We start from the raw sequence: 11,926 nt of genomic DNA on the forward strand, positions 1-11,926 counted from the left end.
ACTGTCGCATTCATTCTTTGGTAAGCAGGGGACGGGCATTGCTTGGAATCATCCTGCTTCGTGTGTTCGTAGGAGCGAATGTCACATCTTCTTCGGCTGAGGCATAGGTGAAATCTGTGTGTTTTATCTTGAATCCCTTGAATTGGGAGCTGTTGCATTCCGGAATGCTGGACAGTTCGAATGAAACGACTCCCCAAAAGGCTTCTTTCTGCAAGTCGCTTTCCGCGTTGTGGCGCAGTTCCACTGTCAGCATGCCATCCTCGCCGAGTTTGCTTTCGTCGGTGAGCAGAAGGCTGATGCGGTGTGCTATATCTGCATAGTATCCTAACACATAAAACTGAATGTTGAGATGATGTTTGCTGATAGTAGCGGTGTTGATCTGTATGGGATCGTTTCCGTACGGCGATAAATCCGGCAGCGTGTCTGTTCCGTTTGTGCGTACGTCGTTTGCAGGCTTGGTCAATACCTTATATAAATGGACGGCTTGTACGGGCTGTATGCTGTCCGGATAAATCAGAGGGTCTTTTTCAATGAAGTTGAAGTCCAGCAATACCCTTTGGCCTGTGCTGTCTGCCTTCTCGTCTTCAAAGGAAAAAGCGTTGACCGGCTCAAGCAGACCGTAGGTGTCTGATTCGATCAGCAGTTTGTCTGTACTTGTAATTGTTCCTAATGTAGAATACGAACCGAATTCGCTTTCGTACATGTCGTTGCTGTCGTTGTCAAAACATGACGGCAGCATAATGCCGGATGCGAACAGAAGAAAGATGCAGCTTATGTTTTTTGTGGAAATCATGCGAATATGTTTTTTGTTCTATAAGAAAAATAATTTTACGGGGAGATTACTGCATCTTTTTTTGTTAAAACAGCATAATGCGAAAAATAGTTGGTAAACGTGCAGTATTTTTGCATTTCATTCATTTAATAATCAAAGAACGGACCGGATATGACGGAAGAAGAACTGGCGTTTAAATGTAAACAGGCGGACAATCAGGCTCGAAAAGAATTGTATGAGCAGTATGGAGGTTCGTTGTTGGCTATATGTCTTCGTTATATCGGTGATAGAGAAACCGCCTGTGACGTGCTGCATGATGGCTTTTTACGCATCTATCAGTCTATCGGACAGTTTAAGTACCAGGGGCAAGGCTCTTTGAAGGCATGGTTGTCGCGGGTGATGGTGAATGAGGCGCTGGGATACCTGCGTAAACATGTACAGATGGCGAAGCAGGAAGTGCTTGTAGAAGAAGTTCCTGATATGGTTGATGAGAATGACGGGGTGAGCGACATTCCGCGGAAGGCATTGATGCGGATGATCAGCGAACTGCCAGACGGCTATCGTACGGTGTTTAACCTTTATGTGTTCGAAGAAAAAAGCCACAAGGAAATAGCTAACATATTAGGCATTACGGAACATACGTCATCATCACAGTTCTATCGGGCGAAAATGTTGATGGCACGTAAGATTAAGGAGTATAGAAAGGAGCATAATTCATGAAACAGGAGAACGAGGAAAAATGGATAGAGAATCTGCATAAGCGGATGGAGGATTATTCTGAGCCTCTTCCTGACGGCTTGTGGGAGGAACTGGAAACGGAATTGAACACGCCAAAAGTTGTTCCGTTCGGAGTAAGGTGGCGGGCTGCAGCGGTAGTGCTGGTCTTGCTCGTTTCCTCACTGACCGTATGGTTTTTGGTATCTCCATCTTTCAACCTTGAAGAACAAAACAGGGTTGCAGAGGAATTGCTGGCTCCTGAATCTGAAATGGCAGAGAGTCGTCCAGACGCTTTGCCTGAATATCGTTTGGCGGATGTGCAGAAACCGGACAGCGGACGGGAAACGGCATCGCCGTCTTCTGCCGTTCATTCTGCCGCTCCTTCGATAAACGCGCGCATCGGAGAATCAGATGCGAAAGAAAATACTCCGGTGCCGTCGGCTTTGTCTGTTGTCGCAGAAGAAGTTCCCGGCATAAAGGAAAAGAATGAAAAAGAAACCTCAGACAGTAAATCGTCTTCTGACGAAGAAAGCATAAAGGCAAGACGCTCTGTCGACAGAGAAGTGATGGAACGCAACGCCTACGAACTGTTTTCTGTTTCAAAGGAATCGAAAAAACGGAAGGGCTTTTCAATGGGTGTACTGGCGGGGAATACGCCGGTGTCTTCTTCTTCCACTTATAGCGGGATGGGACGTCTGGCTGCCGTATCTTCACATCGGGTGGGAAACCTGATGGGGTCCATGGACGACAAGACCGCTGCATACAGCCAGGTTCTGTTTGAAAATCGTGAACTTGAAACAAAGACTGATGTCAACCATCATTTGCCGGTAACGGTTGGCGCTTCTTTCCGTTGGAATATCAACGATGACTGGGCGTTGGAAACAGGATTGATGTATACATTGCTGGTTTCTGACTCTCGTTCGGGAGAAGCTGCATATATGGAACAGGAGCAGCGTCTTCATTACGTGGGTATCCCCTTGAAAGTTCAGCGCTCTATCTGGAAAAACGACCGGTTTGCCTTTTATGGACTGGCAGGCGGGGCTGTTGAAAAATGTGTTTCGGGCAAGGTGAAGACAGCCTATGTCACCAGCAGCGGGCTGCGCAATGAGGAGTCTGAGTCTTTGGATATCGATCCGCTGCAATGGTCGGTTATGGCGGCTTTGGGTGCGCAGGTAAACTTTACGAAGCAGGTCGGTCTGTATGTCGAACCGGGAGTCGCATACTATTTTGATGACAAAAGCGGCATTGAAACCATCCGCAAAGAACATCCTTTCAATTTTAATTTGCAACTGGGAATGCGTTTCAGCTTCGGGCAATAAATAAGTGTCGGTTGGTTGGTAAATAAAAAAAGAATGTTTAACTTTGTTCTTCAAATATAGTCCAACTGATGATTGAAGATATGAGAAATGACTTGAAGATTGCCCCTTCTTTGTTATCTGCAAATTTTGCCAACCTTGAGAAAGATCTGGATCAGATTAACCGGAGTGAAGCAGACTGGCTTCATTTGGACGTGATGGACGGCGTGTTCGTCCCTAATATTTCTTTTGGCTTTCCGGTTCTGAAAGCTGTTGCCGCTATCAGCAAGAAACCTTTGGATATGCATCTTATGATTGTAAATCCGGACAAATTCATTTCTCAGATCAGAGATCTCGGCACAATGATGATGAATGTGCACTATGAGGCATGTCCGCATCTGCACCGTGTCATTCAGCAGATAAAGGAAGCTGGAATGAAAGCTGCGGTCACACTTAATCCTGCAACGCCGGTAGCAATGCTGTCTGACATCATTCAAGATCTGGATATGGTGCTGCTGATGAGCGTGAATCCGGGTTTCGGCGGGCAGGAATTTATTCCGCATACTTTAAATAAGATACGTGAACTTCGTGAATTGAGAGCACGAAGCGGGTCGAATGCGTTAATAGAAATAGACGGCGGCGTGAATTTGCAGACTGCGCCGCTTTTGTCGGAAGCGGGAGCTGATGTGTTGGTTGCGGGAAGCGCTGTTTTTAAGGCTCCTGATATGATTGAAGTGATTCATCAATTAAAGAACGCATAGAAAAAGAGTGAGGATTGATTCTTCTTTAACGACTTATCCTATATTCCGGCTGACAGTTTTTTTGGCAGCCGGAATTTTTTTGTCTGACAGGCTGCTGTCGGGAGTCGTTTCATGGATATGTCTTCTTGGCTGTTTCCTGTTTTTTTCGGTATTGTCTTTAGCCGTGCTCCGGACTTTTTCATTTGGCAGACGTTATTTGTTCGGGTGTATGTCAGGACTTGCTTTTTTCTTCCTGGGAGCTGGTCTGGTTCTGGCCGAGCGTGAAAAAGTGAAGTTCGGATGGGAAGACAAAGCAATGTTGTATTGGGGCAAAGTGAAGGATGTGCCGTATCCGCGCGGAAAAACGATGCAGGCCAAAGTGGATGTGGCTTGTCAGATGAATCCGTTTGATACTGTCTGCCGGTCTGAAAAAGAGCCGGTCGGGCGGTCGGTTCTTTTGTCATGGATGCCGGATTCTGCGTCCCGTCCGATTCAGTGCGGCGACAGCATCTGTTTTTACGCAAAGATATCACGTCCGGTGTCTTTGGAAAAATTAAGCGGATTTGACTATGGGGATTATCTGATGAGGCAGGGAATCAGCGGGGCAGGGATAGCTTTCTCCGGTGATATCCGTGCGTTCGGGGAGAATCAGCCTGCGGTGTCACAACGTGCTTTGCTTGTGAGGCAGCGTATTGTCGGGATATATCAGGAGTGGGGACTGGAAGGAGATGTCCTTGCTGTGGTTTCCGCGCTGACAGTGGGCGACCGCACCCGGCTGACATCTGATCTGGAAGATGTGTACAGCGCGACAGGAGCGAGCCACGTGCTTTCGCTGTCCGGACTTCATATTGCCATTCTGACAGGCATTCTGTTCTTTTTGTTCCGTCCGTTGAAACGGTTTAAAGGCGGCCGTTCTGTTTCTTCGGTTTTGATTGTTCTCTTTTTGTGGGTTTTTGCTTTTGTTTCCGGGCTGAGTTCTCCTGTGATACGTTCTGTAATCATGTTTTCCTTGTATATTTTGTCATCTCTTTTGTCGAAAGATGCCTATTCCGGTGTTTTTGCCGTGAGTCTGACAGCCTTCGTGATGCTGGTGTTCAATCCGTTCTATCTGTTTGACATCAGTTTCCAACTGTCTTTCGTCGCAGTGTATTCAATACTTCTCTTTTATCCGTTGTTTTCTGGTCTGCTGAAGGCAGGCAATTCTTTTTGCAAGTATGTGTGGGATGTTCTGGCTCTTTCGATGGCTGCGCAGTTGGGAACTTTTCCGCTGATTCTTCTGTATTTCGGGGCTTTCCCTTCTTATTTTCTTTTGGCCAATCTGGTGGTGGCTCCGCTTTCGGTCTGCATACTTGGAGGAACATTGGCTGCGTTGGTCTTGTTTTCCGTCCCCGTCATTGGCACCGCCGCCATTTGGCTTGTCGACCTTTCTACATCGTTGCTGAATCTTTCGATGTCGGAGGTGCGGCAGTTATGGGGAGCTCAGATCACGTCATTGCATGTATCCGGACTTCAAGTCTTGCTGTTGTATATCATTTTGGGTCTGTTTTACAGAATCTGGGCTGTAACCGGTCTGAAGCGCGGCCGGGAGGTGGTTGTAACCCTGTCTTTTTCCGTTCTGTTTCTGCTTACATGCCTGTATGAAGTGTCAAGGCCGTCGGTTTGCTACCTTTGTTTTGCCCGATCCGGAGTCTATACGAAATGCGGCAACACCTTGACCTTGCAGCAGACGGCCGACGGGGTGTTTAATATCCGAGGAGTAAGGGTCGGGGTGATGAAGTCGGACATGTGGCAGAACAAAACCTCGGATATCCGTTTGTCTTTGGATTATGTTTATATCTGCCGTGGGTTTAAGGGCAGCGTTTCAATGCTGGCACGCATGTTTGACATCCGTTCGGTTGTTTTAGACTCGTCCTTGAGCGAGTATCTTAGAAATCGTCTGATTCGTGAATGCCAATTGCTTAAAATATCTTATACGGATTTGTCCAAGGAAGGTTCTTGTCTGATTCTGTTGTAGTTTCTGAAAATTAATTTGTACTTTTGCTCCTTCTAACAGTCAAACAGATTATTAAGAATCATATATGTTGTCAAAAGTAATACTTCAGGCTAACATTGACAAGGTGGAAACCTATTTCGAGCGTGCAGGCAAGCTTGTGATTGTGACACACGTTTCTCCTGACGGCGATGCTTTAGGTTCTTCATTGGGCTTGTATCATTTCCTTTCTTCTCAAGGCAAGACCGTCAATGTGATTGTTCCTAATGCATTTCCGGACTTCCTACGCTGGATGCCGGGCGCTAAAGATATCATACGCTATGACAAGTATGCGGAGTTTGCAGACAAATTGATCGGTGAGGCCGATGTGATTTGCTGTCTTGACTTCAACGCTCTGTCGCGTATTGATAAAATGAGTAAAGTTGTGGGCGAGGCTCCCGGCAGGAAAGTGATGGTCGACCATCACCTGGATCCGGAGCCTTTTTGCAATGTGACCATTTCGCATCCTGAAATTTCTTCAACGTCCGAACTGGTTTTCCGCTTGATTTGCCGCATGGGCTGCTTTGACGATATTTCGTTTGAGGGGGCTGAATGTATTTATACCGGCATGATGACAGACACGGGCGGTTTCACCTACAACTCGAACAGCCGGGAAATCTATTTCATTATCAGTGAACTGCTGTCGAAAGGCATCGACAAGGATGAAATTTACCGGAGGGTGTTCAACACATACTCAGAAGGCCGCCTCCGCTTGATGGGATACGTGCTTTATGAGAAGATGCAGGTGTTTGCCCAGTTCCGTTCAGCGCTGATCTGGCTGACAAAGGCCGAGCAGGGACAATTCCAGTATATGAAAGGTGATACGGAAGGTTTTGTCAACATGCCGCTTCAGATAAAGGGAATCTGCTTTTCCGTATTCTTGCGGGAAGATACAGAGAAAAACATGATCAAAGTATCGCTGCGTTCTGTCGGCAAGTTCCCTTGCAACAAAGTGGCTGCCGAGTTCTTCAATGGCGGCGGCCATCTGAATGCTTCCGGCGGAGAGTTCTATGGAACGATGGATGAGGCCATCGAACTTTTCAAGCGGGCGCTGGTCAAGTACGAGAATCTTCTGCTGCAGAATTAAACTGGATTTTATTATTGGACAATATTAGACTTTATTGGACAAAATAAGGCGTTTCCTGTGAATGGAATTCGCTATATTTGTCCACAGAAAACGACTTGAAATGAAGAAATTTTATTATTTATTGCTGGTGGTTGTCGCATTGTCGTCTGGACTTCAGAGTTGTGATAACGGAAAAACATACGCAGAGATGAAAGAAGATGAGGCAGATGCCATCAACAGTTACATTAACCAGAATGACATCAAGGTTATCAGCGAGGCGGAGTTTGCCGCTCAAGACTCGACGAATCTTGCTGACAACGAATACGTGCTGCTTGAAGAAAGCGGCGTTTATATGCATGTGTCCTATAGAGGAAACGGAAAGGAAGTCCTTTCGGACGGTTCGTATGACATAATCGCCCGCTTTGTGGAAGTGGCGTTGCAGACGCGCAGCGAGATGTTTGAGGCAGGTGACACCTTGATGGCCAACATGCACATTCTGAACCCTGACTATTATATTGAAGGGGAGGACTTCAAGCTGACCATCAGCGACGGATCTTATTCGGCCTCTTTTACCCGAAGCGACAATTACAGCATGTACGGACGCTACGGTACGGTGGCTGTTCCGTCGGGCTGGCTGATTCCGCTCCGCTATCTGAAGCCTTCGCGCACTTCCCGTTCCGACCAGCAGGCAAGAGTCAAGCTCATTGTTCCTCATAGTGAAGGGACGTCTACGGCGCAACAATATGTTTATCCGTGCTATTACGAAATTGCATATAATCTGTACTGACGATTGGATGACAATTCATTAACCATATAGTTTAAATCTTTTTAGCTTATGACACTGATCAAATCAATTTCCGGTATTCGCGGCACAATCGGAGGCCACGCCGGTGAAGGATTGAATCCTTTAGACATTGTGAAATTCACTTCGGCTTATGCTACCTTGATTCGCAGAACAACCACCAAGACGAGCAACAAGATTGTGGTAGGACGTGACGCGCGTATTTCTGGAGAAATGGTGAAGAATGTAGTTTGCGGTACATTGATGGGGATGGGATTTGATGTATTGAACATCGGACTGGCCTCTACACCGACAACGGAACTGGCTGTAACCATGTCGGGAGCGTGCGGAGGCATTATTCTGACAGCCAGCCATAATCCAAAGCAATGGAATGCGCTGAAACTGCTGAACGAACATGGGGAATTTCTGAATGCTGCGGAAGGCAACGAGGTGCTTCGTATAGCTGCCGCCGAAGAATTTGAGTTTGCAGACATTGACCATGTTGGAAAATATACGGAGGACAATACCTATAACCAGAAGCACATCGACAGCGTGCTGGCTTTGAAGCTGGTGGACGTTGAGGCTATCCGTAACGCGCATTTCCGTGTTGCCATCGACTGTGTGAACTCGGTTGGAGGTATCATTTTGCCGGAACTGCTTGAGCGTCTGGGAGTGGAGCATGTGGAGAAGCTGTATTGCGAACCGACCGGTGATTTCCAGCACAACCCGGAGCCGCTTGAAAAGAATCTGGGCGACATCATGGGCCTGATGAAACAGGGAAAGAACGATGTGGCTTTCGTTGTAGACCCGGATGTTGACCGTCTGGCTATCATTTGCGAGAACGGTGTCATGTACGGCGAAGAATATACGTTGGTGACCGTTGCCGACTATGTGCTGAAACATACGCCGGGCAATACGGTTTCTAACCTGAGCTCTACCCGTGCCCTGCGCGACGTTACCCGTAAATACGGCATGCAGTACAATGCCTCGGCTGTTGGTGAAGTGAATGTGGTGACCAAAATGAAAGCGACACAGGCTGTTATCGGAGGCGAAGGCAACGGCGGAGTCATTTATCCGGAATCGCACTACGGACGCGACGCGCTGGTAGGAATCGCTCTCTTCCTGAGCCATCTGGCACACGAAGGAAAGAAGGTGAGCGAACTGCGCGCCACTTATCCGAATTACTTCATAGCCAAGAACCGTATCGACCTGACTCCCGAAACGGATGTGGATGCTATTCTTGCCAAAGTGAAGGAAATGTACAAGAATGAAGAAATCAATGACATTGACGGTGTGAAGATTGATTTCCCCGACAAGTGGGTGCATCTGCGCAAGAGCAACACCGAACCGATTATCCGCGTTTATTCTGAAGCTTCTACCATGGAGGAAGCCGACGAGTTGGGCAAGCAGATTATGGATATTGTATATAGTCTGGCAAAATAATCAGAGAGTCATTGCAAGAAATAAGGCCGGATTGTGGCGGAAATCTGCCATGATCCGGCTTTTTGCTACACCCACATCAGGTCGCTCATGATGCCGTCGGAAACGAATATGCCCTTTTCGGTCAGCTTCAGCGATTCTTCGCTGATTTCCATGGTTCCTTGCGCCAGATGCGGCTGTGCCATTTGCCGGCAATAGTTGTACAGTTCTTCACCGAATCTTGCTTTCAGTCTGTTCAGAGGCATTCCGCGGCTTGTGCGTATGGATGTGAGCACAAAGTCGTTGTAGCGCGTGTATAAGTCAAGCTCTTCTTTTTCAGAAATTTCCGTTCCTTCTTTTATTCCTTTTATATATCCGTCCAAAGAAGCGATGTTCCATTGCCTTGATTCTCCGTTGTAGGAGTGGGCAGACGGACCGCATCCCAGGTATTTCTTGCCGGTCCAGTAGCTCGAGTTGTGCCGCGAGTGATAGCCGGGCAGGCAGAAGTTGGATATTTCGTAATGTTCGTATCCGTTTTGCTTCAGCGTATGGATGAGCCGTGTGAACAGATTGACGCTCAGGTCCTCATCCGCCTCCTCTATCCGGTGCGCTTCGCGCAGCTTCCACATGACTGTTCCCTCTTCATATATAAGATGATAGGCCGAAATGTGCTCCGGTTTCATGGAGATAGCCTGCTGCAGGTCCTCCGTCCAGATTGCTTCCGTTTCTCCCGGAAGTCCATACATCAGGTCGATGCTGATGTTCTGAAACCCGTTTTCTCTGCATTCGTAGAAGGCATTTATCGCCTGTTCCGCCGTATGCCTGCGGTTCAGCATCTTCAGTATCTTGTCTTGAAAAGTTTGCATGCCGATGCTGATCCGGTTGAACGGAAGCGTGCGCAGCATGCGGATATAGTCGGGACGGAGGTCGTCCGGATTGGCTTCCAGCGTGATTTCCGCCTCGCCGTCCACCCGATAAACCTTATATATTGTATTGAAGATGGCTGCAAGCTCCTTGTCGGCCAGTTGGGACGGGGTTCCTCCGCCCAGATAGACGGTTTCCACCCGTTCGTTTCCGATATAGTCTTTGCGCAGTATGAGTTCGCGGCACAGCGCTTCTATGTATGCGGCTTTCTTTTCACTTTGTGTGGTAGAGAAGAAGTCGCAGTAGATGCACCGTTTCTTGCAGAAGGGGATATGGATATAGATTCCTGCCATAGCACATGTTTCTTGCTGTTTCGGCCGATAAAGTTAGCCATTATTTCCGGCATGGGCAAGTGAGGCGGTTGAAGGATAGTTGTATTCTGGCTTTCCGCCGTGACGTTTTTCTTTGCTTTCCGAAAAAAAATCTATGGATCACATACGTGGTCCGTACGGTTCATATAGGTGGTCCGTATGGTTCACACATGTGATCCGTACGGTTCACGTGCCGGTCCGTAGAATTTTCCGAAGCGTAAGAGGCAAAAAACTATTCATTTTCCAAGATGAACCGTTCGATCTCTTCCACGGACGTGTCTGTGAATGTTTTTGCTATCCGTCCGTTGTGGAGGTAATGGATGGCATCGCACATGTCATTCAGCACTTCCATCTGATGTGATGATACGATAAACGTTTTTTGCATTTCCTTTGCCATCCGGCATATCAGCCTTTTCAGCCGGATGCATCCGTACAGATCCATCCCGTTGAAAGGCTCGTCAAGCAGGAATACGTCATGATCTTGCAGAAAGATGCCGAAAATCGCCAGTTTCTTTTTCATGCCAGTAGAATATTCTGAAGCGTAACGGTCGAGCGGGAGCTGGAATCCGACCGCATTTGTTTCGCTGATGCTCTCTGCTGAAATCTTTTTCCCGCAGGCCCGGAGGCAGAACTCGATGTATTCCCGCCCGGTGACCAGTGGATAGAAGAAGCATTCGGCCGGCAAATATCCGAGTGTCGTCTGCTTCGGATGCTCCACCTCTCCTTCGTGTGGCGTCAGATTTGCCATGCAGTCAAACAGTGTGGTCTTTCCGGCTCCGTTTTCGCCTGCCAGTCCGTAAATCTTTCCGGATTCGTATGTCAGTGATATGTCATCGAGTACGGACATTTTTCCGTATCTTTTTGATAGGTGTCTGATTTTTAGTGTTTCCATCTTTCCTGAAAGTATATGATATATGAAAGCGCGCCTGTGAGAGCAAGTCCTCCCAAGTTAAAGAGCGGAATGAAGCAGCCGGCTGCAAACAAAGGGATGAATACGGCTATCTGTGCCGCGAGCAATCCCATTTCTGACCGGCATATCCAATGCCACAAAGCCATGCCCTGTATATAAAGGATGCCGGAAATCAGACATGGTGCTACAAACGTCAGTGCTTCTGTTGGATTTCCGAAGCCGGTCAGCATGGCGGCAAATGGCAGGGCCGACACTGTGGCATTCCATGCGTTTGATTTCCATGTCAGTTCCTCGAAAAAACGGAATCTGGTGAACGTCATTAACATACAAGGATTGGGGACGTGGAAGTATGCCCCCGACTGGATGAGCGTCCACAAAAGCATTCCGGCTTTGGCAATCCGCATGTTGCCGTGGATGCACCCTGCCAAAGAGATTGTTGCCAGCAAAACGTATGCCCATCCGGCCTGGCGGAACATGCGGATGTATTCGATGTTTCCGGCATAAAGAAAAGACATTCGTATCGGTTTCCGTTTGAAGCGGATTTGTTTCATGTGAGGAATCAGGCACACGGGCAAGGGAATGCACAGGGCGATGGTCCAGTTGCTTCGGAGTGCGGCCAGCAAGACGAAGGGCAAGCTCAGCAGAAGATATTCTTTTGTGAAGAATGCGCTTGTGTTCCTGCCGGCAAGAAGATGTTGCAAAAAAGACTTGTCTTTTCTGGTCTGATGGTAGCAGCCGATTGCCAGCAGGCATATTGCGGGCGCCGCCCACTGATTCTCTGTCTGATAGAGCGCGGTTGCCGTCAGGCAGGCCAGTGCAGTCAGAAAAGAGCTTCTGAGTATCCCCAGCTCTTTCAGCAGCCTGCCTCCGCTCCGTAAGCGCAAATAGATGTAATATCTGAAGATGTCAGTTTTCATGCCGTTTCCGTAAGTTGGTTCCATCAAGTGCTTGCAGGTGCAAAG

11 protein-coding genes are annotated in these 11,926 nt (G+C 47.9%); 7 read left to right on the forward strand and 4 right to left on the reverse strand.

What is annotated here, in order from left to right; translation table 11 throughout:
• Positions 1 to 10: 10 nt before the first annotated feature.
• A complete protein-coding gene (locus tag QUW60_RS10755; protein WP_289560390.1) occupies positions 11 to 793 on the reverse strand; it encodes a NigD1/NigD2 family lipoprotein in 783 nt (260 codons plus the stop codon).
• Positions 794 to 943: 150 nt separating this feature from the next.
• On the opposite strand from QUW60_RS10755, the gene QUW60_RS10760 reads away from it, so the two are divergent.
• From QUW60_RS10760 to glmM, 7 genes are all read left to right on the forward strand, one after another.
• Positions 944 to 1,492 carry an RNA polymerase sigma factor gene (locus tag QUW60_RS10760; RefSeq protein WP_289560392.1) on the forward strand — a complete coding sequence of 183 codons (549 nt, stop codon included), beginning with the start codon at positions 944 to 946 and terminating at the stop codon, positions 1,490 to 1,492.
• A complete protein-coding gene (locus QUW60_RS10765) occupies positions 1,489 to 2,808 on the forward strand; it encodes an outer membrane beta-barrel protein (RefSeq protein WP_289560394.1) in 1,320 nt (439 codons plus the stop codon). The genes QUW60_RS10760 and QUW60_RS10765 overlap by 4 nt, the downstream gene beginning before the upstream one ends.
• A gap of 80 nt (positions 2,809 to 2,888) precedes the next feature.
• Positions 2,889 to 3,545, forward strand: a complete 657-nt coding sequence (gene rpe, locus QUW60_RS10770; RefSeq protein ID WP_289560396.1) for a ribulose-phosphate 3-epimerase — start codon at positions 2,889 to 2,891, stop codon at positions 3,543 to 3,545.
• Positions 3,546 to 3,552: 7 nt separating this feature from the next.
• On the forward strand, positions 3,553 to 5,538 hold the full coding sequence (locus QUW60_RS10775; RefSeq protein WP_289560398.1) for a ComEC/Rec2 family competence protein: 1,986 nt from the start codon (positions 3,553 to 3,555) through the stop codon (positions 5,536 to 5,538).
• A gap of 64 nt (positions 5,539 to 5,602) precedes the next feature.
• A complete protein-coding gene (locus tag QUW60_RS10780; RefSeq protein WP_289560400.1) occupies positions 5,603 to 6,640 on the forward strand; it encodes a DHH family phosphoesterase in 1,038 nt (345 codons plus the stop codon).
• Between the two features lie 100 nt (positions 6,641 to 6,740).
• On the forward strand, positions 6,741 to 7,406 hold the full coding sequence (bamK, locus tag QUW60_RS10785) for a BamK family beta-barrel-assembly machinery protein (RefSeq protein ID WP_289560402.1): 666 nt from the start codon (positions 6,741 to 6,743) through the stop codon (positions 7,404 to 7,406).
• Between the two features lie 48 nt (positions 7,407 to 7,454).
• The gene (gene glmM, locus QUW60_RS10790) at positions 7,455 to 8,843 is read left to right on the forward strand and encodes a phosphoglucosamine mutase (RefSeq protein WP_258338175.1); all 1,389 of its coding nucleotides are present in this window, start codon (positions 7,455 to 7,457) and stop codon (positions 8,841 to 8,843) included.
• Between the two features lie 65 nt (positions 8,844 to 8,908).
• Here glmM and hemW read toward each other — a convergent pair whose 3' ends face one another.
• From hemW to QUW60_RS10805, 3 genes are all read right to left on the reverse strand, one after another.
• Positions 8,909 to 10,036: a radical SAM family heme chaperone HemW gene (gene hemW, locus QUW60_RS10795; RefSeq protein ID WP_289560405.1), complete on the reverse strand. Its 1,128-nt coding sequence runs from the start codon at positions 10,034 to 10,036 to the stop codon at positions 8,909 to 8,911.
• 250 nt (positions 10,037 to 10,286) lie between these two features.
• Positions 10,287 to 10,901 carry an ATP-binding cassette domain-containing protein gene (locus QUW60_RS10800; RefSeq protein ID WP_289560407.1) on the reverse strand — a complete coding sequence of 205 codons (615 nt, stop codon included), beginning with the start codon at positions 10,899 to 10,901 and terminating at the stop codon, positions 10,287 to 10,289.
• 32 nt (positions 10,902 to 10,933) lie between these two features.
• Positions 10,934 to 11,881: a hypothetical protein gene (locus tag QUW60_RS10805; RefSeq protein ID WP_289560409.1), complete on the reverse strand. Its 948-nt coding sequence runs from the start codon at positions 11,879 to 11,881 to the stop codon at positions 10,934 to 10,936.
• Positions 11,882 to 11,926: the final 45 nt, after the last annotated feature.

Source organism: Bacteroides gallinaceum, from assembly GCF_030373775.1.
Classification (GTDB): Bacteria; Bacteroidota; Bacteroidia; order Bacteroidales; family Bacteroidaceae; genus Phocaeicola; species Phocaeicola excrementipullorum.

Coding starts and splice junctions, on each gene's coding strand:
- hemW (WP_289560405.1), bottom strand. CDS start 10,036: ATGGCAGGAATCTATATCCATATCCCCTTCTGCAAGAAACGGTGCATC.
- QUW60_RS10765 (WP_289560394.1), top strand. CDS start 1,489: ATGAAACAGGAGAACGAGGAAAAATGGATAGAGAATCTGCATAAGCGG.
- rpe (WP_289560396.1), top strand. CDS start 2,889: ATGAGAAATGACTTGAAGATTGCCCCTTCTTTGTTATCTGCAAATTTT.
- QUW60_RS10755 (WP_289560390.1), bottom strand. CDS start 793: ATGATTTCCACAAAAAACATAAGCTGCATCTTTCTTCTGTTCGCATCC.
- glmM (WP_258338175.1), top strand. CDS start 7,455: ATGACACTGATCAAATCAATTTCCGGTATTCGCGGCACAATCGGAGGC.
- QUW60_RS10760 (WP_289560392.1), top strand. CDS start 944: ATGACGGAAGAAGAACTGGCGTTTAAATGTAAACAGGCGGACAATCAG.
- QUW60_RS10780 (WP_289560400.1), top strand. CDS start 5,603: ATGTTGTCAAAAGTAATACTTCAGGCTAACATTGACAAGGTGGAAACC.
- bamK (WP_289560402.1), top strand. CDS start 6,741: ATGAAGAAATTTTATTATTTATTGCTGGTGGTTGTCGCATTGTCGTCT.
- QUW60_RS10805 (WP_289560409.1), bottom strand. CDS start 11,881: ATGAAAACTGACATCTTCAGATATTACATCTATTTGCGCTTACGGAGC.
- QUW60_RS10800 (WP_289560407.1), bottom strand. CDS start 10,901: ATGTCCGTACTCGATGACATATCACTGACATACGAATCCGGAAAGATT.